This window comes from Rhizobium leucaenae USDA 9039 (genome assembly GCF_000426285.1).
Lineage (GTDB): Bacteria > Pseudomonadota > Alphaproteobacteria > Rhizobiales > Rhizobiaceae > Rhizobium > Rhizobium leucaenae.
Genome location: NZ_AUFB01000010.1, coordinates 55899 through 82172, shown reverse-complemented (window position 1 = coordinate 82172; position 26274 = coordinate 55899). Strand labels below are relative to the sequence as shown.

The following is a 26274-nucleotide window of genomic DNA, read 5'->3' as shown; positions in this document are numbered from 1 at the left end:
GCTCTCCATTCGCCGCGAGGCGTTGCGATCAGCGATCGCGGAACCGGTTGGTGATCGGATAGCGTCGATCGCGACCGAAATTCTTCTTGGTAATCTTCACGCCTGGCGCCGACTGGCGGCGCTTGTATTCGGCGAGATAAAGCAGATGCTCGACGCGATGGACGGTGGCGACATCATGCCCACGCGCAACGATCTCCTCGACCGCCATCTCCTTTTCGACCAGGCATTCCAGAATATCGTCGAGCACCGGATAGGGCGGCAGCGAATCCTGGTCGGTCTGGTTGGGCCGCAGCTCGGCCGACGGCGCCTTGTCGATGATGTTGAACGGGATCACCTCGCCGGACGGGCCAAGCGCACCCGGCGGCACATGCAGATTGCGCCAGCGCGACAGCGCATAGACCTGCATCTTGTAGAGGTCCTTGATCGGATTGAAGCCGCCATTCATGTCACCATAGAGCGTTGCATATCCAACAGACATTTCCGACTTGTTGCCCGTAGTCACCACCATCGAGCCGAACTTGTTGGAAATCGCCATGAGAATGGTGCCGCGGGCACGGCTCTGCAGGTTTTCCTCGGTGATGCCGCTGTCGGTGCCTTCGAACAGATCCGAAAGAGCCGAGCTAAAGCCGGTCACCGGCTCCTCGATCGGCACGATATCGTAGCGGCAGCCGAGTGCCTTGGCACAATCGGCTGCATCCTTCAGCGAATCCTGCGAGGTATAGCGGAAGGGAAGCATCACCGTGCGCACCCTCTCTTCGCCGAGCGCGTCGACGGCGAGTGCGGCGCAGATCGCCGAGTCGATACCGCCGGAAAGGCCGAGCACGACCGACTTGAAGCCGTTCTTGTTCACGTAGTCGCGGAAGCCCAGCAGACAGGCACGATAGTCGGCCTCCTCGCCTTCCGGAATATGCGCCATCGGGCCTTCGGCGCAGTGCCAGCCACTGCCATTCTTCTTCCAGGTCGTCACCGCCAATGCGGTTTCGAACTGGCTCATCTGGAAGGCCAAGGATTTGTCTGCGTTGAAGCCGAAGCTTGCGCCGTCGAAAACCAGTTCGTCTTGACCGCCAACCTGAGCGGCGAAGATGAGCGGAAGCCCTGACTCGATCACCTGCCGTAACGCAACCTGATGACGGACGTCGACCTTGCCGCGATAATAGGGCGAGCCATTCGGAACCAGGAGAATTTCCGCTCCGCTTTCGGCCAGCGTCTCGCAGATGCCGAGATCGTTCCAGATCTCCTCGCAAATGGGAATACCGATGCGAACGCCTCGAAAATTGACCGGCCCGGCAATAGTCCCTTCGTCGAAGACCCGCTTCTCATCGAACTCGCCATAGTTCGGCAGATCAACCTTGTCTCTGATGAAGATGATCTTGCCGCCATCGAGCACGGCGACCGAATTGTAGCGACCCGTCTCGTCCTGCCGCGGAAATCCGATAACGACGCCCGGGCCGCCATCGGCGGTATCGGCCGCAAGGCTCTCCACAGCTTTTCGGCAGGCGCGGATAAAGGCCGGTTTCAACACCAGATCCTCCGGTGGATAACCGGAGATGAACAGCTCCGTCAACAAGACGAGCTGCGCGCCCTCGCGCGCCGCCTCGGCCCGCACTTCCCGAGCCTTGGCAAGGTTGCCGGAGACATCTCCGACCGTCGGGTTGAGCTGGGCGACAGCGATACGGATGGTCTGAGTAATGGGGCTTTGTTCTGTCATGCCATATATTTAGCGAGCGCAACCGCGTTCGGCAACCGCCTTCGGCCTTCTTCGCGCCCCAAAGATCCGGCTGCTCGCAAAGGACGTATTTTACCACCGAAAAATACTAACTAAGCCTTGCGGTTCACCCGCCGTTCATGACAGAGAGGTGACAATTATATGAAGGTTTTGTAACAATTGGAGAGGCCGTTGGTCGCGCTGGTCCCCAGTTTTGTGTTGGCGGGCAGATTTGCCACTCTACAAAAGCTTCGTGCCGCGAGCCGACAACAGACGGCTTTACGAGAGCTTCTCAGTCTTATTCTGACCTTCTTGCTCGCACTTTTGACCGTTATCGCGGTCGAATGGGTCACACGCGGTGAGCTGACGGATCTCCCCAACTATTTCATGTCGCCGATCCATCCCGGCTTCACCACGGTCGGCATCGTCATGTTGCTGATGTTGGTACTTGACGCCATGTTCGGCCGTGCGCACCAATCGATCTTGTTGGTAGCGCCCCTGGTCCTCATCCCTGCCTTCATCTCCAATCAGAAACAGCATTATCTTTCCGACCCACTCTATCCTTCGGATTTCCTTTTTGCGCACCAGATCCTGGGACTGATGCCGGTGATCGTGCGCGAGCGGCCGTGGACTGCGGTTGCGGTCGCTGTCGGCATTGTCGCCTCCACCCTCGCGCTGGCCTTTCTCTGGCGCTATACTTGGCGACATGCAGCGGCGCTTTCGCGCAATGCAAGGATCACGCGGCTGTCCATCTGCCTGCCGCTCATGGTCGTCTTCGCATCGCAGATGGATCCGACGCAAAACTCGCTGATCAGGGAAAAGCTGCGCATCATCCCCATCGTCTGGGATCAGAAGGAAAATTACGGCTATAACGGCTTCATCATCGCCTTCTCGCTGAACCTGCCGATGGCCGACGTCAAAGCGCCCGTGGGATATGGGCAAAATGCGATCGACGCCATTCCCGCCCGCAACTATGGCTATCTTTCCGGTCCACGCGAAAAACCCGACATCATCATGCTGATGAGCGAATCTTTCTGGGACCCGAATAGGCTTTCCAATCTGACCTTCACGCCCGATCCGATGCCGAATATCCGCGAGGCGCAGTCGGGCTACGTCTTCTCCCCTGAATTCGGCGGAATGACCGCCAATGTCGAGTTCGAGGCACTGACGGGCTTCTCCAATGCCTTCCTGCCCTATGGCAGCATTCCCTATCAGCAATATGTCCGCCGGCCGATGCCGTCGCTTGCCACTTTCTTCCGCGGCGAAGGCTATGCCGCGCGTTCCATCCACCCGTTCAGCGGCTGGTTCTGGAACCGCAACGAAGTCTATAAGGCTTTCGGTTTCGAGGAATTCCGCACCGAGGAGACCATGCCGCCCATGGAGAAGCGCGGGCTTTTTGCCTCCGACGACTCGCTGATGAAGGAGATCATGCGCGAGGGCGACGCCATGGAGCGGCCGTTTTTCATCTTCGCCGTTACCCTGCAGGGCCACGGGCCCTATGAACCGCATCGTTACACGGAGAATACGGTCGACATTAAAGGCGATCTGAGCGACGCCGATCGCGACACGCTCGCGACCTATACGCAAGGGGTTCGGGAAGCCGATCAGAGCTTGAAAATGCTGATGGATTGGGCTTCGAAGCGCGACCGCGAGACGATCATCGTCCTCTGGGGCGATCACCTGCCGCCGCTTGGCACCGTCTATCCGGATACCAGCTATATGCCCGAACAGGTAGCGAGCCGAAAAGCGCCGCTCGATGTGATGAAGCTGGAGCATGAAACGCCGCTGGTCATTTGGTCGAGCCGGAAGGGCGTGCGCAGGGATGTCGGCACGATCAGCCCGTCGCAACTGCCCTATCACATCCTCAAGACCGCCGGCTACGAGCACCCTTTCTACACGGGCTTTCTCGGCCGCCTGCAGAAGAAATACACCATCATCGACCGTTACCAGTTGGCGACGCGCGACAATCAGGCTTTTCCGGATTGGGCTCGCAAGGAGCAAAACCTCGATCCGCTGATACGCGACTATCGCTATCTACAGCATGACGTGATGTTCGGACGCGAATACGGGCTCGACCGCTTCTTCCCGTCGCATGCCTGGCTGGTCAGCCAGGGCAGCTAGATGGCGACCTTTTTGCATTGCATTTGTATCGGGCAATCGAATACTTGCGGCCAAAGCGACCAAGTCTTCGGAGTGTTCCCATGTCTAATCTACCCAATTTCGTTCATCAGCATTTCGACAAGACGGCCGAGGAACTCGGCGAGATCGAAAAACGCATATTGAAAAAGGCGCATGAGCGGAAAATCGTTTCCACCGACATCAACGCCGCCTTTTCGGCCAGGGCATCCACCGGCGAACGCCTCGCCGACAGCATAGCCCGCGTCGGCGGCTCCTGGTCCTTCATTCTGGCTTTCCTGGCGTTCCTCGTCGTCTGGTGCGTCGTCAACACCATCGTATTAATGACCCGCGCCTTTGACCCCTACCCCTTCATCTTCCTCAACCTCGTCCTCTCCATGCTCGCCGCCATCCAGGCCCCGATCATCATGATGTCACAGAACCGGCAAGCCGAACGCGACCGTTTCGAGGCTGCGAAGGATTACGAAGTTAATCTCAAGGCGGAATTGGAAGTGCTGTCCCTGCATCAGAAGATCGACCTGCAGGTTCTGACGGAGCTATCGGCGGTACGAGGGGAAATAGAGAAACTGAACAGGCTCGTGGTACAGAAGAACGGGATTTGATGTGCCATACCCGCATGATCGGAAATTGACTCTTAGCGATCCTCGTCTATTTTTGTAATACAAACGGAGGTGAAATAGATCAAAAATCAAAAAGGGCTTTCCGATCCCATTACCTTGCGGGTTCCCGCTGACATCCTTGCAGAGATTGAGGAGATCGCCGAAGTTTGCGAGCGGACGCGCAGTTGGGTTTTTGTATGAGCGCTTAAATCATACCTCGCCTCAGAAGGCAGAGAAGTATTGGATATCGCAAAGGCCCGTCGGGACATGGCAAATGGCGATGCATACGATCTCGACGATGTCATCAGTGAAGTTGCGAAGGTCGTCAAAGGGGCAGCCGCTTGACGAAAGTTCGCCTTTCGGCTGACGCCAGAGCCTATATCCGGTCGGAGGCATAATATCTGAAGGATAGAAGCCCGGCTGCAGCTCTCCGTTTTCTGGACGACCTGAACCGGCTCAAAACCAACCTGCTTCTTCCCCCGCAAATGGGCTTTCGGAGCGACGAATTGCCGATCCCCCGGCATTCTGAGATTCACGATGGGAGATTATCTGGTCGACTACGAAGTCGCTGGTGATCTGATAGAGATCAGAGCTATCGCCATGGCCATCAAAGACCTCCAGGCCTCGCCATCGATGATGATTTCGATTTCGAGGATTCGGACTAAAAATTGACTGCCCCACTCTCTGGTCAGTCCGAAGGCCCTGCCGTCAGCAATCCCGGTCGCCCTTGCTTGTATTGCGGCAATCCATCGCCGATCTCGTAAAAATCGCCCTTGTCGGCGCAATAGATATGGTACGCCAGTTTCAGATCGCTTGGGCTGTCGAAGAGGCCGGCCATGATCGAGATTTCCCCGGCGTCGTCAGCGACCCAGAAAAGTGCCGAACCGCAGGTTCGGCAGAAGCCCCGACGGGCAAAGGAGCTGGCGCGATACCAGGTGATCGCGTCTTCGCCTTCGATCGTGATGTTGTCGAAGGGAACATTGGTCGCGGCGTAGTAGAGCCCCGTCTGCTTGCGGCACTGCGAGCAGTGACAGGCGACCACCTCCCGCAATGGGCCACGTGTTTTGAAACGTACGCTGCCGCAGAGGCAAGCGCCGGTGTGATCGTCATTCATGCTGATCCCCTCTCTTTTCGCGACAACTTCGACGACGATGTCCGTCGCGTCAAATGCAAAGAAGTGAAGGACGCTTCAGCAGGATTGATTTGCACAAAAAACGGGCCGATATGAGCCGGCCCGTTTGCAAATGATGATGACAGCTTTCGATCAGCCGTGCGCGCGCATACGCTTCTCGTCCCGGCCGCCCTTCATGCGTTCGGCGAGCAGGAAAGCAAGCTCCAGCGCCTGGTCGGCATTCAAGCGCGGATCGCAATGGGTATGGTAGCGATCCTGCAGATCCTCTGCACCGACGGCGCGGGCGCCACCCGTGCATTCGGTTACATCCTTGCCGGTCATCTCGATGTGGATGCCGCCCGGATGCGTGCCCTCGGCGCGGTGAATCTGGAAGAAGCTTTCGACTTCCGACAGGATGCGCTCGAACGGACGCGTCTTGTAGTTGTTGAGCGTGATCGTGTTGCCGTGCATCGGATCACAGGACCAGACGACCTTGCGGCCTTCGCGCTCGACGGCGCGAATGAGGCGCGGCAGATTGTCGGCGACCTTGTCATGACCGAAGCGGCAGATCAGCGTCAGGCGACCAGCTTCATTCTCCGGGTTCAGAATATCGATCAGGTTGATGAGATCGTCCGCCTGCAGCGAAGGACCGCACTTCAGACCGATCGGGTTCTTGATGCCGCGGAAATATTCGACATGGGCGTGATCGGCTTGGCGCGTGCGGTCGCCGATCCAGAGCATATGGCCGGAAGTGGCATACCAGTCGCCGGTGGTGGAATCGACGCGGGTGAAGGCTTCTTCATAGCCGAGCAGCAGCGCTTCGTGGCTGGTGAAGAAATCAGTCTCGCGTAGGCTCGCATTGCTTTCGGCGGTGATGCCGATCGCTCTCATGAAATCCATGGTCTCGCCGATACGATCGGCAAGCTTGCGGTAGCGCTCGCCCTGCGGGCTGTCCTTGACGAAGCCGAGCATCCACTTCTGCACGTTCTCCAGGTTGGCATAGCCACCCATGGCGAAGGCGCGCAGCAGGTTCAGCGTGGCGGCAGACTGGCGGTAAGCCATCATCTGACGATCCGGATTGGGAATGCGCGCTTCTTCGGTGAACTCGATGCCGTTGATGATGTCGCCGCGATAGCTCGGCAGCGACACGCCGTTCTGCGTTTCGATGTTCGAAGACCGCGGCTTGGCGAACTGACCGGCGATACGGCCGACCTTCACGACGGGCAGTTGCGCACCAAAGGTCAGCACGACAGCCATCTGCAGGAAGGCGCGGAAGAAGTCGCGGATCGTGTCCGCGCCATGCTCGGCGAAGCTTTCGGCGCAGTCGCCACCCTGAAGCAGAAAACCGTTGCCTTCGGCAACATTGGCAAGATGCGCCTTCAGACGACGGGCTTCACCGGCAAAAACGAGCGGAGGATAGCTTGCAAGCTGCGCTTCGGTCGCCGTCAGCGCTGCCTGATCCGGATATTCCGGCACCTGCTGGATCGGTTTTTGCCGCCAACTATTCGGTGTCCAATTCTGTGCCATCTCACTCACCTGTTTTCGCACTCGGTCTTTGCCAAGTGTCTCGCCGTCATAAATAACGCGCGCTTATAAACCTTTGCCGGCTGCTTGCAAAGGCGAACCATCTATTCAAGAGGTCTTTTATGCGCGCGTGGAATTGCTACTCTATTCTTTATACGCGCTCGCCATTGCGGATGCGATAGCTCGGCGTGTACATCGTCACCAGCTCTTCGGACGCGGTCGGGTGAACAGCCATGGTGCGGTCGAAATCTTCCTTGGTGCAGCCGGCTTTCACGGGAATGCCGAGCAATTGCGCCATCTCGCCGGCGTCATGGCCGAGAATATGCGCTCCGATCACCTTGCGGTCGGCGGCGTTGACGATCAGCTTCATGATCATCTTCTCGCTGCGGCCGGACAGCGTTGCCTTCATCGGCCGGAACTGGGCGCGGTAGATTTCAAGCTCCGGATAACGCTTGGCGGCTTCCTCTTCGGTCAGGCCCACCGTGCCGATCTCCGGCTGCGAGAACACGGCGGTCGGGATCAGTTCGTGATCCGGGCGGGTCGGATTGTTCTTGTAGACGGTTTCGATGAAGCACATGGCCTCATGGATCGCCACCGGCGTCAACTGTACCCGATCGGTGACATCGCCGAGCGCGTAGACGTTCGGTACCGATGTCCGCGAATATTCGTCGACGACGATGGCACCGAGCTCGTTGACCGCCACGCCGGCAGCTTCCAGCCCGATATTCTTGGTATTGGGCGTGCGGCCGAGCGCCAGCATCACCGTGTCTACCGTCAGCCGCTTGTCGTTCTTCGTCAGAACGCTCAGGCCTTCCTCCGTCTTCGTCACACGCTCGATGATGTCGTGGCAGAGGATGCGGATGCCCTTGGCCTCCATTGCTTCATGCAGGCCCTTGCGCAGGTCCTGATCGAAGCGGGACAAGATCTCCGCGCCGCGATAGATCAATGTCGTCTCGACCCCGAGCCCGTGGAAGATGTTGGCAAACTCCACCGCGATATAGCCACCGCCGGCAATCAGGATCGATTTCGGCAGTTCTTCCAGATGGAAAGCCTCGTTGGAAGAGATGCAGAGTTCGTGGCCGGGAAGCGCCAAATGTAGGTTCGGCGTACCGCCGGTGGCAACGACGATCGTTTCGGCAGTAACGGTTTTGCCGGTCTTCAGCAGGCGGATCGTATGGGCATCGACCAGCTCGGCGCGCGTATCGAAGATCTCGGCCTTGGCGTTGTCGAGCCCCTTGCGATAGAGCCCCTCCAGGCGGGCGATTTCCTTATCCTTCGCTTCGATCAGCTTCTTCCAGTCGAACGTGCTTTCACCCGCCGTCCAGCCGAAGCCGGCTGCATCCTCAAAATGCTCGCTATATTGCGAGGCGTAGACGAAGAGCTTCTTCGGAACGCAGCCGCGGATAACGCAGGTCCCGCCATAGCGGTATTCCTCGGCGATGCCGACCTTCTTCCCCAGGGACGCGGCGACACGCGCGCCGCGCACGCCACCGGAACCGCCGCCAATGACGAAAAGATCGAAATCGAAGGAAGACATTCGAATACTCCTGCAGAAATGAAACGGCACGCAACGCACCGACAAAGGGTCGGCACTGATATAGGATTTCGAAGGGCAAAAAGAAAAGCCCGGAACGATATCCGGGCTTTGAAATTCGAAGGTCTAGTCCACGATCCCGAAAAATGTGGAGATCGTGGAAAGGATTAAGCTTACTTCTGCTTCGCTGCCGGCTTCTGTGCGGGAGCCGTCGCCGGTGCCTGCTGAGCGTTGTCGGTGGCGTCCGTCGGCACGGGAGCGATCGGGGCCTTCACAACCTTCTGCAGAGCATCGCTGCTCTGGTTGGCGAGATCCCGCGAGATGCCCTGCCCCCAGATATCGGCAGCCTTGTAGAGAGCCCGCGTCGCGATCGGACCGTCCTTGAGAAGCTTCTTGCCGGCCGGCGAGTTGTAGAAATCGGCGATGGCCTTCAGTTCCTCGGTGGTGAAAGCCTTCGCGTAGGTCACAGCAGCTTCGCGCTCGAGATCGGCGCGGCGCGGCGCCAGAGCAAGCGCGGTCGCGTCGACGGACGAATTGATCGCATCACCGAAGTTCGGGTTCGCCTGAATCATCGTGCTCTTCAATTGCTCGGCGAGATTCGGCAGAATGTTGTCGAACTGGTTTGTGATGCCGAGCGCATTGATAGCGGCCCGTGCGGCTTTGATCTGATCTTCCGTGACTTCCTGAGCGCTGGCGGAACCGAGCGCGATGCCTGAAAGAACGATGGTCGCAGCGGCAAAACGGCCAAGACCCGCTATTTTGATCATGAGTTCAGTGCTCCTATGTATTGTTCGCCTGCAACGTGCGTGCGCCGGCGGGACCGGCAATGATCGCGAGTGTCGCCATGTTGATGAAGAGCCCGTGTTCGACAACACCGGGAATCGAATGCAGCTCAATCGACAGCGCCTCTGCATCAGGAATGCGGCCAAAAGATGCGTCGATAATGAAATGCCCACCGTCGGTCATGAAGTTGCCATCGCCCGACTGGCGCAGGTTCAGCGCTCCGGAGAGGCCAAGGCGGGATGCCGCCTTCTCGATCAGGATGCGCGTGGAAACGAGGCCAAAGGGATTGACCTCGATCGGCAGCGGAAACGCACCAAGCGTCTCGACGATCTTGCTCTCGTCGGCAATGACGATCATCCGGGCCGACGAAGCTGCGACGATTTTTTCGCGCAGCAAAGCGCCGCCGCCACCCTTGATCAGCCGCAGAGCGCCGTCCAGTTCATCGGCACCGTCGATGGTAAGGTCCAGCTCGGGAAGTTCATCGAGCGACTTCAGCGGCACGCCGAGTTCGACACAGAGCTTTGCCGTGCGCTCGGAGGTCGGAACGCCCTCGATCACGAGGCCAGCCGCAACCTTCTCGGCAAGCAACCGAACGAATTCTTCCGCCGTGCTGCCCGTGCCGATCCCGAGCCGCATGCCGCTTTCGACATAGGCCAGAGCCGCTCTTGCAGCCTCGATCTTCAATTGGCGGGCGTCCATGCGCCACCTGCTCCCGATTGTTGCGTTGGAGTGCTGTTTACACGGCTCTCCCCGCAAACGAAAGCCAAAATAACGGCGCCTCATAGAAATCCGCGACCATATTCGATAGGGCTTAAAGAGGCTTCAGTTGCAATTGCCAGCCTGATCTTTTAACTCGAAAAGACCTGCTTCTTTTTACCCAAAGGCCGAGTCCTCGTGAAATCTCCCCTTGTCGTATTCGATCTCGACGGCACATTGATCGACACCGCGCCCGATCTCATCGCGAGCCTCAACCATACGATCGCCAGCCTCGATCTCGCTCCAGTCAATTACGAAAATCTGACGCATCTCGTCGGGCACGGCGCGCAAGCCATGATCGAACGGGCCTGCCGCCTGCGTGGCCATCCGCTCGAATCCGGCGATCTGCCGCCGCTGCTGCAACGCTTCATCGCTTTTTACACCGACACCATGCCCGGCGACAGCAAGCCTTTCCCGGGCATCCTCAACGCTATGGATGCGCTGAAGGCCGCTGGTTTCGGTCTGGCGGTCTGCACGAACAAGCTGGAAAAGCTGGCGGTGACGCTGATCGAGCGGCTGAACCTCACTCACTATTTCGACGTCATCACCGGCGGCGATACCTTCACCGTCCGTAAGCCGGACGCACAGCATCTCATCGGCACCATCGAGCGCGCCGGCGGAACATTGTCCCGCACCGTCATGGTCGGCGACAGCGCCAACGACATACTGGTCGCCCACAATGCCGGCGTGCCTTCGATCGCCGTGCCCTTCGGCTATTCCGATGTCGGCGTCGAAACATTGGGACCGAGCCGAGTTATCGCGCATTATGATGAGCTGACGCCTGATCTCGTTCGAGGACTGCTGGCTGCGTAGAACCGCGGAACGTCAGATCGTAAGATCGCCGGCGCTGTCTTTTTCCTAGAGTTGTAGCGGCTCTTGCGCCTCGGCCTCACAGAGAACGTGGCAAACCTGAACAGCCTTACCTATGAGGGCATTTCCGACAGCTACCGTGCGCTGGGCGATTATTGCGCGGCGATCACTCCGCTGGAGAGCTGGATATCGATCAACCCTGATCGGAACGACACCCCCGTCGTGCGTGGCATCATCAAGAACTATGCCACGCAAGGAAAATGTACGTCCACCTATGCGACGGGCAGCGATCGTTTCCCAACGCAGGGCAAGAACGTCATCGTTGCCAAAGTGTCGATCAATGACGTCAGCGGCAATTTCATCGTCGACACCGGCGCCGGGTTCGTCAGCGTCACCAAGGCGTTCGCGTCCCGCGCCAACCTGCAAGTCGATTCAGCCAACGACATTTTGCTGCAGACGGCCAACGGCGTATCGTAAGGCACGCGAACGTCTGCGGCCTTGGTGAAAGTTGGACGCGTCGAAGCCAACGACGTCGCCACCGTCGTCTTTAACGACGATATGGCACTTGGCGGCGCCATCGATGGTCTGCTCGGTCGTTCGTTCCTCTCACGCTTTGACGTCACCTTCGGCGCTCATGAATGGCGGATCGAGACGAAGGAATAGCGCCAGCCAGCCTCGGACGAGACCTCTTCGTCTGCATCCACGCGAGGATTGCAGATCCAAGCGCTAAAATGACAAAAGGCGGCCCCAAATGGACCGCCTCTCGGTATTGCCAAGTCTGATCCGCAATCAGATCTGTGCGGTGCGCGCCTTCGTCGTCGCATCGAGCGCCTTCTGCGTTGCCGCATCGCGATCGTAGACGTCGTTGAAATACTGCACGACGCCATCCTTGTTCGGCCAAGCCGTGAAATAGGCGATGTAGATCGGGAACTTCTGCGGCACGGGTACTGCCTTGTTCTGGCCAGTGGCGATCTGCTTGGCGATATCGTCGACCGTCGTGTTCAGCACGGCAGCCGCCATGGCGCGCGGATCTGCAAGACGGACGCAGCCGTGGCTGAGCGCGCGCATATCTTTCTTGAAGAAGCTCTTCTGCGGTGTGTCATGCATATAGATCGCATGCGAATTCGGGAAAAGGATCTTCAGTTCGCCGAGCGCATTGTCGCTGCTCGGCGGTTGCCGGACCGAAACGCTCTTCGTCGAACCGTACCAATCGACGCTGGAGGACGCGACGGCGTGGCCGCCGACTTCGACCTGGTACCCCATGCGATCGAGATAGTTCGGATCGGCGCGCAGCTTCGGGAGCATTTCATTGATGATGATCGACTGCGGAACGCCCCAGAACGGGTTGAACTCGACCGTCTGGACCTGATCTTCGAAGAAGAAGGTCTGATGCTCCTTGCCGCCGACGACGACACGCATCGACAGTTGTTCGCGATTGTTGTTGTGGTAATAGACCATGAAGGCTGGCTGGTTGATGAAGACGTAGCGCGGGCCGAGTTCACTCGGCAGCCAGCGCAATTGCTCCATGGCGATGACCAGTTTCTGGATCTTCATATCATTGTTTTCGCCGACCATGGCGCGAACGGAAGACTGGCCGATGACGCCGTCTGCCGTCAGGCCCTTTTCCTTCTGGAAGTCCTCGACCAGCGCGACGAGCTCCGGCGTATAGTCCGGCGTGCCCTTGTAGGCAGCGAGCGTCACGGCATTCTTGACCTTCAGCGCATCCGAGCCGCGATGCTGGATAGCCTTGACGATGTTGGCCATTTCCGGCGAGCTGCCGCCTGGCTTCAGCGTGCCGGTGAGCGAGATGGAAATGTGCGTGCTGTCGCTGCCGCTTTCGGCGCGAAGCTTGGCAAGCTCACCCTTCAGCTCCGCGAACTCCTGGTTCGAAGGGCTGCGGCTGTTGAGATAGGCTGCAACATCCGGGCTAGCTCGCAGCAGGCCGAGAACTGGCGTCAGATTGACGTCCTTGCGCTTGAAATCGTGATAACCGGAGATCTTGTTCGGGTCGAGACGGCCGCGGATCGTATCCTGAACGAACATCAGCACCTTGCCGGAAAGTGCAAGCTCGAATTGCATCAATGCGCGGTCCCGCATTGTCGGATCGACGCTTGCCGGATCGAAGCTCGGCGCCTGGACGGCATAATCCGCAGGATCGAGGCCAACGGAACCGGCGTCAGCCAGAACAGCCATGGCAGCCTTCGCCTTGTCATTGATGACATTGTCGGCAACCCAGACGAGCGGCTTGCTCTGGTCGGCGTAGTAGGCCTCGAGCGCCTTGGCGACGTCATTCGTCGCCATCACCTGAGCCTCGGTCAGATAACGACGCTGCGAAGCGCTGGTATCGACCGCTACCGGCGTTGCGGATGCATCCGCGACCGCCCCGGTCACGACCGGATCGGCAAAACGGTTGGATGCCACAAGGCGCATAGGGTCGGGCTTGTAGGTATAATATTTGGGCGCACTGACGCTCGGTAGCGGCTCTTTTGTCTGTGCCGGCGCCTCGACGCCAAGACCAGCCTGCGCCGGGTTGGCCATGGCCGGGGCAGAGACTTGCGTGCTCTGCTGGCGCCCCTGCCCGCCGCGAATAAAGTCCATGAGAGTCATAGCGTTTGCGGATGTCGCGCCCGCGGCGGCGATGCAGCAGGAAAGAGCCAGAACGGATGCTGCGGCTTTGGTGACAAGTTTCATTCTCTAATCAGACCCCATATCATGCGGTAGCTCGAGACAGACGGTGCTGTTTTCCAATCAACTCGGCCGCGATGTTCGAAACACCGTTTAACCATTAGAATGAAAACGGCCAGACCCCGTCTTTCGTTCAATGCCTCAACTTTGTGTGAAAAAGCGAAAGCATGCTTCGCGGTTTAGTTCACACAAAATTATGAAATTATTAGTTAATTTTTTATTGAATTTTTGCGCGGTTTTTGAGTGGCAATTAGGACACCGCCAAGAATATCTATCGAGCGTGTTAAAAAGAACACGACTTTCCTTATCGTCCCCAAAATATGACCATAACAGTCATGTAATCACTGTCCGCTGTTTTCTTGGGCACTGTTCGGGCCTATATGACAGCTATCCTTTTCAACGGAAAAGCAGGATCAGGGATAATGACCTCCACGCGCACCGAAACCGACACTTTTGGCCCGATCGAAGTGGCGAGCGACCGCTATTGGGGGGCGCAGGCGCAGCGCTCGCTCGGCAACTTCAAGATCGGCTGGGAGAAGCAGCCGCTGTCGATCGTACGCGCTCTTGGTATCGTCAAGCAGGCCGCCGCGCGCGCCAATATGGAGCTCGGCCAGTTGGATCCCGCTCTCGGCAAAGCGATAGTCGAGGCGGCCCAGGAAGTGATCGACGGTAAGCTCAACGAGCATTTCCCGTTGGTTGTCTGGCAGACCGGCTCCGGCACGCAGTCGAACATGAACGCCAATGAGGTGATTTCGAACCGCGCGATCGAAATGCTCGGCGGCGTCATGGGCTCCAAGAAGCCGGTGCATCCGAACGATCACGTCAATATGAGCCAGTCCTCGAACGACACCTATCCGACGGCGATGCATATCGCCTGCGCCGAGCAGATCGTCCATCATTTGCTGCCGGGACTTAGGCATTTGCATGCGGCGCTGGAAAAGAAAGTCGCCGACTTCGCCCATATCATCAAGATCGGCCGCACCCATACGCAGGATGCAACACCGCTGACGCTTGGCCAGGAGTTCTCCGGCTACGCCGCTCAGGTCGCCTCGGCGCTCAAGCGCATCGAACTGACGCTGCCGGGCCTTTGCGAACTTGCCCAAGGCGGCACGGCCGTCGGAACCGGCCTCAATGCGCCGATCGGCTTTGCCGAAAAGGTCGCGGACGAGATCGCAGAAATCACCGGGCTGCCCTTCGTCACCGCGCCGAACAAGTTCGAGGCGTTGGCCGCCCATGATTCGATGGTCTTCAGCCACGGCGCCATCAATGCCGCAGCCGCCGCTCTCTTCAAGATCGCCAATGATATCCGCCTGCTCGGCTCCGGCCCTCGCTCCGGCCTCGGCGAGTTGGCGCTGCCGGAAAACGAGCCGGGCTCGTCGATCATGCCGGGTAAGGTCAATCCGACCCAATGCGAAGCCTTGACCCAGGTCTGCGCCCACGTCTTCGGCAACAATGCCGCGCTGACCTTCGCTGATAGCCAAGGTCATTTCGAGCTGAACGTCTATAACCCGATGATGGCCTATAACTTCCTCCAGTCGGTTCAACTGCTCGGCGACGCCGCGGTTTCCTTCACCGACAATTGCGTCGTCGGCATCGAGGCACGCGAGGACAATATCAAGGCTGGCCTCGAACGTTCGCTAATGCTGGTGACGGCATTGGCCCCGAAGATCGGCTACGACAACGCCGCCAAGATCGCCAAGACGGCGCATAAGAACGGTACGACGCTGAAGGAAGAAGCTTTGGCGAGCGGGCTGGTTTCGGCCGAAGATTATGATGCGATCGTTCGGCCGGAGACGATGATCGGGCCGAAGTAAGTTCTTCGTTCCGTGATTGTCAGGCACGTCCGCGGGTGACGCAATAGCCTGCCTGGCCCTTTACCCCACCCCTCTCCCGCATGCGCAGAGAGAACTCGGTAAGGGGCCGGGCACAAGGTTCAGCATCGGAAGACCCACCCGACCCGCGCATGTCCCATCAACACACTCCGATTTTGAAATTTCGACATAGCGGCCAAGCAATTGCTTTTAGCTGAAGCCGGATTTAGATCGTTTCCAAACATCTTCTTCCGCCATCCGGCTCGAAAGGTTTCCAACATGGCTGACGATCTATTTCCTCTCGGCGACGACGCGACTCCCTATCGCAAGATTTGCAGCGACTATGTTTCCGTCGACACGTTCAAGGGCCAGGACATCCTGACCGTCGATCCCGAGGGTATCCGCCTCCTCGCCGAAACCGCCTTTGCCGACATCAACCACCTGCTGCGCCCCGGTCACCTGCAACAGCTCGCTTCCATTCTGGAAGATCCGGAAGCCACCGACAACGACCGCTTCGTCGCCTATGACCTGCTGAAAAATGCCAACATCGCCGCCGGCGGCGTGCTGCCCATGTGCCAGGACACCGGCACGGCGATCATCATGGGCAAGAAAGGCCGCCGCGTCTGGACCGAAGGCGGCGATAGCGCAGCTCTGGCAAAGGGCGTGCTCGACGCCTATGAAAAGAAGAACCTGCGCTATTCGCAGCTCGCGCCCATCAAGATGTTCGAGGAAAAGAACACCAAGAACAACCTTCCGGCCCAGATCGACATCTATGAGGAAGGCACCGACGCCTATGAATTCCTCTTCGTCGCCAAGGGCGGCGGTTCGGCCAACAAAACCTTCCTCTATCAGGGCACGCCGTCGCTGCTCACCCATGATCGCATGCTGGATTTCCTGAAAGAAAAGATCCTGACGCTCGGCACGGCCGCCTGCCCTCCCTACCATCTCGCCATCGTCATCGGCGGCACCTCGGCCGAGATGAACCTCAAGACAGTCAAGCTAGCTTCGACGCGCTATCTCGACTGTCTTCCCACGGAAGGCTCCGAAAGCGGGCATGCCTTCCGGGATATCGAAATGGAAAAGGAAATTCATAAGCTGACGCAGAGCCTCGGGGTCGGCGCGCAGTTCGGCGGCAAATATTTCTGCCACGATGTCCGCGTCATCCGCCTGCCCCGCCACGGCGCCTCGCTGCCGATCGGCCTCGGCGTCTCCTGTTCCGCCGATCGTCAGGCCAAGGGAAAGATCACCCGTGATGGCATCTTCATCGAACAGCTCGAAACCGATCCGTCGAAATACATGCCGGAGATTGACGAGGCTAAGCTTTCCGAATCGATGGTCCGCATCGATCTCAACCGGCCGATGGCCGATATCCTGGCGGAGCTGTCGCGGCATCCGGTCAAGACCCGGCTGTCGCTGACCGGCACGATCATCGTCGCCCGCGACTTGGCGCACGCAAAAATCCGCGAGCGTCTGGAAAAGGGTCAGGGCATGCCGGACTACCTCAAGAACCACCCCGTCTACTATGCCGGCCCCGCCAAGACACCGGCCGGCTACGCCTCCGGTTCCTTCGGCCCGACGACTGCCGGGCGTATGGATAGCTATGTCGACCAGTTCCAGTCCTTCGGCGGTTCCATGATAATGCTCGCCAAGGGTAACCGCTCGCGCGCCGTGCGCGAGGCCTGCAAGGCGCATGGCGGTTTCTATCTCGGTTCGATCGGCGGTCCGGCCGCCCGCCTCGCTCAGGACTGCATCAAAAAAGTCGACGTATTGGAATATCCCGAACTCGGCATGGAAGCAGTCTGGAAAATCGAAGTCGAAGATTTCCCCGCCTTCATCGTTATCGATGACAAAGGCAATGATTTCTTCCAGGAACTCAACCTCGGCTGATCTTCGTTGTGTCAGACAATGGAAGGCACTGTTGGTGCCTTCCATTGTAAGTATTACAATTCATAACCAAATTAATTCTATGCCAGAACTCATATAAGTTTTTATATTTATTGCCTTAATCTTTTTCAAAGAATCTTAGGCTAAGTAAAAACAGTGCTTTCATGAAATCATTTAACGGAGTTCGCCGATGAGTACGGTGGTTGCGCCTAAAGCGCAAGTTCCCGACGTGGCAGGACAGATTACCTATGCCATGCGATCCATGGGGGTCGCGCCGATCCCGCGCAATTACGAACTTTTCTACGAAGCCTATATCGGTTCCAATCCTGCCTTGACCCGCGAGCTTGCCGCACTCGGCAGCAACGCCACGCAGGAGGAATTGGACGCACTTGGCGCTCAGCATTTCGCGCACCATGCGGGCCGCATCTTCGATGACGCCCACGCCCGCCTGATTACGGAACTCGATGGCGTGTTGCGCACGCTGCGGCAGGAACAGACTTCGCTTGAAAGCTACAATCGGCTGTTGGGCGAAACCTGCGAACGCATCACGTCCAAGAACAATAACAGCGTCGACCTGCTGCGCAGTGCCATCGACATGTTGGCGGCAGCAACCGGCGATACCATGGCGCACGGCGAAAAGACCGTCGAGAATGTCGCCCAGCGCAGCCACGAAATGGACCAGGTGCGCAAGGAACTGGACGAATACAAGCGCATCGCCAATACCGACTCTCTGACCCGCCTCTCCAATCGCCGCGCCTTCGATGATCGCCTCGCCACCATCTTCGACAATCAGATGGCCCGCCCGGTAACGGCGCTGGTGCTGGCCGATATCGATTATTTCAAGAAGATCAACGACACCTACGGCCATCCGGTCGGCGACAAGATTCTCGCGACCGTCGCCTCCCTCATCCGCACCAATGTCCGTCGCGACGCCTTCGTCGCCCGCACGGGCGGTGAGGAATTCGCGCTGATCCTGGAGGGCAATACGCCGGAAGAGGTCATGGCGGTCTGCGAACGTATCCGCCGTGCACTTGAGGCAACGCCGTTCAAGAACTCGCGCACCGGAGTGAATTACGGGCCGATCACTCTTTCGCTCGGCATCTGCATGGCCTCGGAAGCTGCAGACCCCGGAGAACTCTACAGCAAGACCGACATTGCGCTCTATACTGCCAAGAATGCTGGCCGCAACTGTAGCTATATCTATCAGGACGGCATGCAGAAAGACTTTACGAAGAGCTGGCTCATCTACAAAAGCTAATATCGGACCAGTGTTAAAAATTGTTCCGCCGGCGTCGCTTCCAAAAGCGCGCCGGCGAATTTTCGTTACCACATGCTTTTGGCAGCTCGCGCCGGCCATTCGCGGTCGTAAGTCTCCTGGTCGAAATCCCCCTTCGCCGCCTTCAACAGCATGCCGGGGGTCGGCAGGCTTGCAGGATCGACGAATGTCTCCTGCTTCCAGAGTTCGGCGCGCATCACGGCTCGCGCGCATTGGAAATAGACCTCGTCGATGGTGATCACCACGACGCTGCGCGGATGCTTGCCCTCCATCTCGAAGCTCGCGAGCAGGCTTTCCTCTATGGAGACTACCGCACGACCGTTGAGGCGCATCGTGGTGTTCGAGCCGGGAATCAGGAACATCAGCGCTATGCGGGGATCCCTGACGATATTAGCTAGCGAATCGACCCGATTGTTACCGCGCCAGTCGGGCAGCAGCAGCGTCTTATCGTCCTGCACGCGCACCACGCCGCCCAAATCGCCACGCGGCGAGCAATCCAACCCTTCCGGGCCGACCGTCGCCAGCGCCACGAAGGGTGATACCTCGATCATCCGGCGATAAAGCGGGGTCAGCGCACTCGTCACCTTGGCGATCGACGCCTCGCTCGTGCCCCCATAGAACTCGTTCAATTCTTCAACGGAAGTGATGATGCGCATGTTACCTCGCGTCTTTTTGATCCTGATACCGGCGGGTTAGACGCAAGGCGTGACGCTGCTATGACACGCGCCGCGCCGAGGTCCGATGAAACGATATAACCGTTTCATCGTCAGTTTCGAGTGCGTTTTCTTGCCCTGCGAACGCCGGCGCTTCCGCCAGGAATTCGCCGATCGCCGCCAGCACGGGAGCGGCGCTGACGATGCGGCGATGGCCGAAGCCGTTTGCCCAGAAAAGACGAACGTGATCACCGGCAGTGGCATAGGCGCGGGCATGATCGGCACTGACCTCCTTGTCGTCTTCGGCGTGGATCACCAGCACCGGCCTGCGGAGATCGTGAACGTTGCGTCCGGCATCATAATCCTTGAGCGGCCTGCCGGTGACGTGACCGACCTCCGCCTCAAGCGCTGCCTGCGTCGCAGCATCAAGCCCCATCATCCCGCCGAAATCCGTGAACAACCAACCCATCGCACTCGGTGCGCCGATCAGCACCAGGCGACCCGGCAGAATCGGTTCGATGCGCGGCAAAAAGCCGGACGCGGCAAGTGCAATGGAAGCGCCGCCGAAGGAATGGCCGATCGTGGCGTCAAAGGCACCAAAACGCTCCGCCGCCGCAGCGATGGCCGAAACCGCGAGGCGCACATTGAGGAAGCGCCCCGGCGAGCGGCCATGACCCGGCAGATCGAGCGAGATCACCTCGGCACCGGTATTCGCCAGAAAGACGGAAAGTTCCGACATATATTCGCTGCTCGAGCCCCAGCCATGGACAACAAGAAAGCGCTTGCGCCGACCTTTAGCGCCGCCGTTCAAGCGATAGGCCATCGCCCGTCCGCCTTGAAACGACAGCATGATCTGCTCGGCGGAATTCAGACGTGCCCTGCCCTCGGCATAAGCGGCCTCCGCCTTGGCGCCTTGCGGCCGGCGCGAGGGCGTCAGGCAAAAAAGCTTGAAAGCAGCCTTGCCGGCAAGTCGCGGCGAAATCCTGTTAAGGCTGGACATTCCCAGGCGGGTGACCTTAAGCGCAAAGGATGGCATAGTGGGAATCCAATAATGTTCAATCATGAACAATAAAGTACAACGATGAACAAAAATCAATCCCTGCCCTGGGACCATCCGCGTTTTCGTAGCTGGATCGCCGTTGCCCGCGCCTGCCAGCTCATGCAGCAGTCCCTCGGTCGGGCGCTTGCCCATCTCGATATCAAGCCGCCGCATCTCGACATTCTCGTCAATCTGTTCCGCTTCGAAGGCATTTCGCAACAGGAGTTGGCCCGCAAGCTGCTGGTCGGGCGCTCCAACATGAGCATGCTGTTGCCGCAAATGGAAAAACGCGGCCTGATCGAACGTCGGGGCGACAAACACGACAAGCGCATCTTGCGACTCTATCTGACCGGCGAAGGCCGGCGCTTGACGGAAGAGGCGATGGCCATCCAGACCGACCTCATCGACCGCACGCTCTCGGACGCACCGCTCGCCGAATGCGAAATCATGACGGCGCACATGGAACGTATCGTCAGCCTATTGCTGCAGGACGAGCGCGAGCCACTGGACGGTGATCAGTGATTGCTTGGTCGGCGGCCCAGTGGCACCGTGCGGTTCAGTGAGGCGAACTCCCATATCGCCACGACGATAAGGACAGCCGTGGCGAGGATCCCGAGCTGGTAGACATCGATCTGAGGGATCGCGAGAACCAATAGCGCCAATCCCGCAAGGCCGACGAAATGCGACAGCGGCGGCCGCCCGGTTGTCGCGCCTTTGAACCAAAGATTGCCGATAAGGAACACGGCCGGGCCGCCGAGGATAGCCGCTCCCGCATGCATGTCAGCCGGGTCCCGCGGATGGGAAAACAAGAATTCGTGGCCGACGACGCTCAGAATGATGCCGGCCAGAATCGGGATATGCGCGTAGGTGAAAGCCTGCCGCGCCAGGCTGCCGGGTGTCTCGTCCTGCTCGATGCGACGGGCAGCGCGTTGACGGCCGAACTGGAAATAGATCCACCACATGGCAACGGTGCTGACGAAGACGGTGACGAATACTGCAACGATCAGCGGCGAAAGCGGCTCTTCGGCAAATGTCTTGCCTGCCTGCAGGATCGCCTCGCCGAGGCAGATGATGATGAAGAGCGCGCAGCGTTCGGCAAGATGCGCGCCGGAAACGTCCCAATCTGCAGGGGTCGATTTGCCAAGGCCAGGCACGGCGAAACCGAAGGCAGGTGCAGCATATTCGATCGCGAGTGCTGCGAGCCACAATGCAACGCGCGTCTCGATCTCCGCTACGGCGCCGGCAATCCAGAAGACCCCTGACAATATCAGCCAGCAGGTGATGCGGACGAAATTGCGATGGTTCGCCGGACTGACATCTTTGAGGGCATAGACGGTAAACAGCGAGCGGCCGACCTGCATGGACACATAGGCGCCGGCGAAGAAAATAGCTTTTCCAGCGAAAGCATTCGGAATGGATGCCGAGAGAACCAGCCCGGCGAACATCAGCACGAACAACATGATGCGCACCGGCATGCGATCGGGATCAAGCCAGTTCGTCACCCAGGCGGTGAATATCCATACCCACCACACGGCAAAGATCAGCATGGTGGCTTCGAGAGCGCCGACGGGCGTGAAATGACCGCCAAGTGCGTGCGAAAGCTCCGAGATCGAGAAGACGAAGACCAGATCGAAGAACAGCTCGACGAAAGAGACCCTGCTTTCGTTTTTGCTGTCTTTGGCGCGCAGCCAGCTTCCTGGATCCCCACCTGCCATGCCGGCCCCCTTGCTATTGACAGTGCTAGTGAGGCTTGCCCGCCACGTCACGGCTCAAGCCCTTTTCCTTCAGTTCAGCCTCATAGGCGGCAAAAAGCTCGGAACCTCTCTCGCCGAGTTCGCGAAGATAGGCCCAGGTAAAAATGCCGCTATCATGCAAGTCATCAAAACCTATGCCGACGGCGTAGTTGCCGGTCGGCGTCATGGACATGATGCCGACGTTGCGTTTGCCAGGCACGGTAATCTTTTGCCCCGGCCCATGTCCCTGCACCTCGGCCGATGGCGACAGCACGCGCAACATTTCTGCCGACAGATCGAAGCTCGCCCCGTCATTGAAGCTCACCATCAGATGATGGCGGTCCTTCGACACTCTCAATTCGGTTGGCCAGACGTCGCTCATCGATTTTCCCATGCGTTTCAATGCGTATCCGGAGAAGTAGGCCGCCAGTCGTTCACGCGCAAGTGCATTCGAAAAGGCATTTCCCTTGACGCAACAATCGCCTATGCACACATTAACATGACAACGGAGGTTTTCGTGAACAGCATTGTCGGCACGATAGGCGACGGATCGCCGCTGGTGGTGGAGGCGTCGCCGATGATCGACCCTTTCGGGCGGGCGGTCACCTATCTGCGCGTCTCCGTCACCGATCGCTGTGATTTCCGCTGCACCTATTGCATGGCAGAAAACATGACTTTCCTGCCGAAGAAGGATCTGTTGACGCTGGAAGAGCTGAACCGGCTCTGTTCCGCCTTCATTGCCAAAGGGGTCCGCAAGATTCGGCTGACCGGCGGCGAGCCACTGGTGCGCAAGAACATCATGTTTCTGGTGCGCGAGCTCGGCAAACGCGTTCAAGCCGGCGAGCTCGAAGAGCTGACGTTGACCACCAACGGTTCGCAGCTCTCCCGCCATGCCGAAGAACTTTATGATTGCGGCGTGCGCCGCATCAACGTCTCGCTCGACACGCTCGACCCAGACAAATTCCACGCCATCACCCGCTGGGGCGATTTCGCCAAGGTGATGGAGGGTATCGATGCTGCGCAGAAGGCCGGTCTCAAGATCAAGCTTAATGCCGTGGCGCTTAAGGATTTCAATGAGGCGGAGATACCCGAGTTGCTGCGCTTTGCCCATGGCCGCGGCATGGACCTGACCGTCATCGAGACCATGCCGATGGGCGAGATCGAAGAGGACCGCACAGACCGGTACTTGCCACTCTCCAAATTGCGCGCCGATCTCGAACAGCAATTCACACTGACCGACATCCCCTACAAGACCGGCGGTCCGGCGCGTTATGTCGAAGTAGTCGAAACCGGCGGCCGCCTCGGCTTCATCACGCCGCTGACCCATAATTTCTGCGAGAGCTGCAATCGTGTCCGCCTGACCTGCACCGGGACACTTTATATGTGCCTTGGCCAGAACGATGCCGCCGACCTGCGTACGGCGCTGCGGGCTACCGAAGATGATGCGCTTGTCTACGCTGCCATCGACGAAGCGATTACCCGCAAGCCTAAGGGTCACGATTTCATCATCGACCGCACCCATAACAGACCGGCTGTCGCACGCCACATGAGCGTAACGGGTGGCTGATTTCCGCCGATATAAATAAGCGAAGCGCCGGACAAAACATCCGGCGCTTCGCTTATTTATCGTTACTGTCTCAGATATGACCTCAGGCGGCGCGATACCGGTCCATGCCGCTCTCATAGCCTTCATACATCCCGTCGCCATCGCCGGTGCGGAAACGGTCGATCTTGTCGGAGAGCATGTCGACGCGTTGGCGCAGACCATGAATTTCGGCGTTGTTTTCTTCCACCATCGCCGCATTTCTTTGGGTGATGAGCTCGACTTCGCCGACCGCCCGCGTCACTTCTTCGATGCCGGTCGACTGCTCGGCCGTTGCCGCGGAAATATCGGCCACAAGCTTCTGGACGCCGGTCACGTGCCCGATGATTTCGCTGAGCGCGGCACCGGTCTGCTCGACCAGATAGACGCCATCCTGTACCTGCGAGGAGCTTGCCGAAATCAGGCCCTTGATCTCCTTCGCCGCGTTCGCGCAGCGCTGCGCCAGCTCACGCACCTCCTGGGCAACGACGGCGAAACCTCGACCGGCCTCTCCGGCGCGAGCTGCTTCGACACCGGCATTCAGCGCCAAGAGATTGGTCTGGAAGGCGATCTCGTCGATGACGCCGATGATCGTGGCGATCTTCTCGGACGAGCGGTTGATTTCACTCATGGCACCGACAGCCTTGGCGACGACTTCGCCGGATTGGGTTGCATAGGCCTGGGTCTCGTTGACCGAGACCGCCGTCTGCTTCGCGCGGTCGGCGGTGGAGCGCACAACATCGCTCAGACGGTGGAGCGCCCGCGAGCTTTCCTCCAGGGCTGCCGCCTGCTGTTCCGTGCGGCGCGCAAGATCGTCGGCGGACGCGGCGAGATTGCCGGTACCGCCCTTGATCTCTTCGGCCGTGTAACGGACATCCGTCAGGGTCTCGCGCAGGGCTTCGACAGCATGATTATAGGTGAAAGCCATTTCGACAAAGTCGGCGGAAAGATCCTCGCGCATGCCCTCTTCCAGATTGCCGTCCGCAAGTTTGGCGAGAACGTCGGCCAGCGCGTTCAGCGCCTGCTTCTGTTCGGCCTCGATGCGGGCACGGTCCGCGGCGCGCCTTGCGTTCTCCTCGGCCGATAAAGCACGGGCGCTCTCGGCTTCCCGCTCCAGCCGGACATTTTCCAAGGCGGCATCACGGAAGACGGTGACGGAGCGTACCATGTCGCCGATCTCGTCGCCGCGATTGCGACCGTCGATCGCCACTTCCAGATCGCCGCTTGCCAGCCGGGTCATGATTTCGGTAACCCGCTTCAGCGGTCCACGCAGCGTCTCGACCAGCATCAGACCGCCGACGATGGCAAGCAGCGTGCCGAGGATCATGGCAATGACGGAGACATTTGCGGAGCGCTCGCTGTCCTCCTTACCGATCTCCTGCGCCTGCGCAACGAAGCTGCGCAGCGACGTCATCGCATCCGCCAGCAGGCCGTTGGAGTCGACGCGCGTCTTTTTCCAGTCAGCCGCTGTCTGCAGCAGATCCGCCGAACCCTTGCTCAGACTGTCGAGCAGAGGCTGAGTATGGGCGGCAAAATCGCGCATGGTCGCGTTGGTTTGGCCGAGTGCCGAGATCTTGACGCTGACGTCCTGCAGATCCTTCAAATCGGCTATAACGGCGTCACGCGAAGCGGCGTCACGGACATTCTCCATCCGCGCGGCATGGAGTGTCAGGCGATCGATCATTCCAAGCGCCTGGTCGACATGATCCAACAGCTCTTTTTGGCCGTCGATGATCTTATCGAGGCTGACGAAACGGTCGGCAGCCGTGTCGCTGTTCTTGGCCGATTGCAGGGTCATGTCCCCTTCGATCTTCACGAAGCTCTGAAGGATCGGCCCCATGGCCGCAACCTTCTGGTCGGCGGTGTCGCTGCTCTTCAGGACTGCGTCCAGCTTGTTGGCTGCGTCGGCCGCGTTGCCGACCAGCCCGGCGCCGCGCTTGGAAACCAGGGCTTTCGACGTCGCGACCTGTTTTAGGATCGCATCGGTGTAGGTGCGCGCATCGGATACTTCCTCATTGGGATCGGCGGCCATCTGCACTTGAATACGCAGGTTGCTCATCTTGTCCGACAACCCCTTGAAGGCAGCAGCATCGTAGAGCAGTTCCTTGGCAAAGGTTTCCTTGTCGCTGAAATCCTTGCGGATGATGTCGATCTGCTTTTCGGCAGCCTTGCCGCCGGCTTCGACGCTTAAAACCGCCTTTTGGATCGCGTCGACATCGCTGTCCTGCTTTTGTTTGATATTCCAGAGCGTGGTCGCCTGACCGCGCATCTTGCCGGCCAACTCGCTGACCGTGGAAATCTTGGCGCGTTGATCATTGCTGAGAAGGCCGCTCAGACGCTGCACGCCTGCGGCCTGCGCGTCGATCTTGTCCGCCAGCGCGTTGCGCGTCTCATCGGATGGTGACGTGGTGAACTCTTGCAGGGCGGCCTGCAAATTCTCGAAATCGCTGATGTTTTCAATCGTCGCCCTCGTTACGGTCATATGGCCGTTGAGGATATTGGCCGTGTGATAGCCGACGAGGCCGATACCGGCGATCAGCACCACCAGCGGCACGACGAAGATAAGAACCTTGGTCACGATTCGGCGGCTTTGCAGAAGACGATCAATGAAGAACATGCCACGCCCCAATGAAATTGGTTGGTATGCGGCGAA

At 58.9% G+C, this 26274-nt stretch carries 22 protein-coding genes and 1 pseudogene; 11 read left to right on the top strand and 12 right to left on the bottom strand.

What is annotated here, in order from left to right; genetic code table 11:
- Nucleotides 1-28 precede the first annotated feature (28 nt).
- Complete coding sequence (locus K290_RS0116775) at nt 29-1708, bottom strand: NAD+ synthase (RefSeq protein ID WP_028753002.1); 1680 nt, start codon at nt 1706-1708, stop codon at nt 29-31.
- A 189-nt stretch (nt 1709-1897) separates the two neighbouring features.
- Between K290_RS0116775 and K290_RS0116770 the strand changes: the two genes are divergently transcribed.
- The 3 genes and pseudogenes from K290_RS0116770 to K290_RS34435 all read left to right on the top strand — a co-directional run bounded on the left by K290_RS0116770 (nt 1898) and on the right by K290_RS34435 (nt 4785).
- Entirely contained in the window at nt 1898-3826 is a 1929-nt protein-coding gene (locus K290_RS0116770; protein ID WP_028753001.1) for an LTA synthase family protein, read from the top strand.
- Between the two features lie 80 nt (nt 3827-3906).
- Nucleotides 3907-4443: a DUF1003 domain-containing protein gene (locus tag K290_RS0116765; RefSeq protein WP_028753000.1), complete on the top strand. Its 537-nt coding sequence runs from the start codon at nt 3907-3909 to the stop codon at nt 4441-4443.
- A 78-nt stretch (nt 4444-4521) separates the two neighbouring features.
- Nucleotides 4522-4785 (top strand): annotated as a pseudogene (locus K290_RS34435) (CopG family ribbon-helix-helix protein).
- Nucleotides 4786-5128: 343 nt separating this feature from the next.
- Here the strand turns inward: K290_RS34435 and K290_RS0116750 are convergent.
- The 5 genes from K290_RS0116750 to rpiA all read right to left on the bottom strand — a co-directional run bounded on the left by K290_RS0116750 (nt 5129) and on the right by rpiA (nt 10091).
- Nucleotides 5129-5554 (bottom strand): GFA family protein, encoded by a 426-nt coding sequence (locus K290_RS0116750; RefSeq protein ID WP_028752999.1) that lies wholly within the window; start codon nt 5552-5554, stop codon nt 5129-5131.
- Between the two features lie 150 nt (nt 5555-5704).
- Nucleotides 5705-7078: a class II 3-deoxy-7-phosphoheptulonate synthase gene (locus K290_RS0116745; protein WP_028752998.1), complete on the bottom strand. Its 1374-nt coding sequence runs from the start codon at nt 7076-7078 to the stop codon at nt 5705-5707.
- Nucleotides 7079-7226: 148 nt separating this feature from the next.
- A complete protein-coding gene (gene gor, locus K290_RS0116740; protein ID WP_028752997.1) occupies nt 7227-8612 on the bottom strand; it encodes a glutathione-disulfide reductase in 1386 nt (461 codons plus the stop codon).
- A 170-nt stretch (nt 8613-8782) separates the two neighbouring features.
- Nucleotides 8783-9376 carry a DUF2059 domain-containing protein gene (locus tag K290_RS0116735; protein ID WP_028752996.1) on the bottom strand — a complete coding sequence of 198 codons (594 nt, stop codon included), beginning with the start codon at nt 9374-9376 and terminating at the stop codon, nt 8783-8785.
- Between the two features lie 13 nt (nt 9377-9389).
- Nucleotides 9390-10091, bottom strand: coding sequence for a ribose-5-phosphate isomerase RpiA (rpiA, locus tag K290_RS0116730; RefSeq protein ID WP_028752995.1), 702 nt, complete (start codon nt 10089-10091; stop codon nt 9390-9392).
- A gap of 195 nt (nt 10092-10286) precedes the next feature.
- Between rpiA and K290_RS0116725 the strand changes: the two genes are divergently transcribed.
- From K290_RS0116725 to K290_RS37360, 3 genes are all read left to right on the top strand, one after another.
- A complete protein-coding gene (locus K290_RS0116725; RefSeq protein WP_028752994.1) occupies nt 10287-10961 on the top strand; it encodes an HAD family hydrolase in 675 nt (224 codons plus the stop codon).
- A gap of 87 nt (nt 10962-11048) precedes the next feature.
- Nucleotides 11049-11435, top strand: a complete 387-nt coding sequence (locus K290_RS0116720) for a retropepsin-like aspartic protease (RefSeq protein WP_161631246.1) — start codon at nt 11049-11051, stop codon at nt 11433-11435.
- Nucleotides 11436-11459: 24 nt separating this feature from the next.
- Complete coding sequence (locus K290_RS37360; RefSeq protein ID WP_154668625.1) at nt 11460-11621, top strand: pepsin/retropepsin-like aspartic protease family protein; 162 nt, start codon at nt 11460-11462, stop codon at nt 11619-11621.
- Between the two features lie 126 nt (nt 11622-11747).
- Here the strand turns inward: K290_RS37360 and K290_RS0116710 are convergent, their stop codons facing one another.
- A complete protein-coding gene (locus tag K290_RS0116710) occupies nt 11748-13649 on the bottom strand; it encodes a L,D-transpeptidase family protein (RefSeq protein WP_028752992.1) in 1902 nt (633 codons plus the stop codon).
- 416 nt (nt 13650-14065) lie between these two features.
- Here K290_RS0116710 and fumC point away from each other — a divergent pair, with 416 nt between their 5' ends.
- The 3 genes from fumC (at nt 14066) to K290_RS0116695 (ending at nt 18596) form a co-directional block, all read left to right on the top strand.
- Nucleotides 14066-15457 (top strand): class II fumarate hydratase, encoded by a 1392-nt coding sequence (fumC, locus tag K290_RS0116705; RefSeq protein WP_028752991.1) that lies wholly within the window; start codon nt 14066-14068, stop codon nt 15455-15457.
- A 276-nt stretch (nt 15458-15733) separates the two neighbouring features.
- The gene (locus K290_RS0116700) at nt 15734-17341 is read left to right on the top strand and encodes a fumarate hydratase (protein ID WP_028752990.1); all 1608 of its coding nucleotides are present in this window, start codon (nt 15734-15736) and stop codon (nt 17339-17341) included.
- Between the two features lie 187 nt (nt 17342-17528).
- Nucleotides 17529-18596 (top strand): GGDEF domain-containing protein, encoded by a 1068-nt coding sequence (locus K290_RS0116695; RefSeq protein ID WP_028752989.1) that lies wholly within the window; start codon nt 17529-17531, stop codon nt 18594-18596.
- Between the two features lie 65 nt (nt 18597-18661).
- Here K290_RS0116695 and K290_RS0116690 read toward each other — a convergent pair whose 3' ends face one another.
- Together K290_RS0116690 and K290_RS0116685 are read right to left on the bottom strand one after the other, a co-directional pair.
- Nucleotides 18662-19270, bottom strand: coding sequence for a pyridoxamine 5'-phosphate oxidase family protein (locus K290_RS0116690; protein WP_028752988.1), 609 nt, complete (start codon nt 19268-19270; stop codon nt 18662-18664).
- 58 nt (nt 19271-19328) lie between these two features.
- Entirely contained in the window at nt 19329-20303 is a 975-nt protein-coding gene (locus K290_RS0116685; RefSeq protein ID WP_028752987.1) for an alpha/beta hydrolase, read from the bottom strand.
- 45 nt (nt 20304-20348) lie between these two features.
- Here K290_RS0116685 and K290_RS0116680 point away from each other — a divergent pair, with 45 nt between their 5' ends.
- Nucleotides 20349-20828 (top strand): MarR family winged helix-turn-helix transcriptional regulator, encoded by a 480-nt coding sequence (locus tag K290_RS0116680; RefSeq protein ID WP_028752986.1) that lies wholly within the window; start codon nt 20349-20351, stop codon nt 20826-20828.
- Here the strand turns inward: K290_RS0116680 and K290_RS0116675 are convergent.
- Both K290_RS0116675 and K290_RS0116670 read right to left on the bottom strand, forming a co-directional pair.
- Nucleotides 20822-22021, bottom strand: a complete 1200-nt coding sequence (locus K290_RS0116675) for a low temperature requirement protein A (protein WP_028752985.1) — start codon at nt 22019-22021, stop codon at nt 20822-20824. The two genes, K290_RS0116680 and K290_RS0116675, sit on opposite strands and share 7 nt — an antisense overlap.
- A 25-nt stretch (nt 22022-22046) precedes the next feature.
- The gene (locus tag K290_RS0116670) at nt 22047-22421 is read right to left on the bottom strand and encodes a gamma-butyrobetaine hydroxylase family protein (RefSeq protein WP_028752984.1); all 375 of its coding nucleotides are present in this window, start codon (nt 22419-22421) and stop codon (nt 22047-22049) included.
- Nucleotides 22422-22556: 135 nt separating this feature from the next.
- Between K290_RS0116670 and moaA the strand changes: the two genes are divergently transcribed.
- Nucleotides 22557-23606, top strand: coding sequence for a GTP 3',8-cyclase MoaA (moaA, locus tag K290_RS0116665; protein WP_028752983.1), 1050 nt, complete (start codon nt 22557-22559; stop codon nt 23604-23606).
- Between the two features lie 82 nt (nt 23607-23688).
- On the opposite strand, the gene K290_RS0116660 is transcribed toward moaA, so the two are convergent.
- Entirely contained in the window at nt 23689-26238 is a 2550-nt protein-coding gene (locus K290_RS0116660) for a methyl-accepting chemotaxis protein (RefSeq protein ID WP_028752982.1), read from the bottom strand.
- Between the last annotated feature and the right edge of the window lie 36 nt (nt 26239-26274).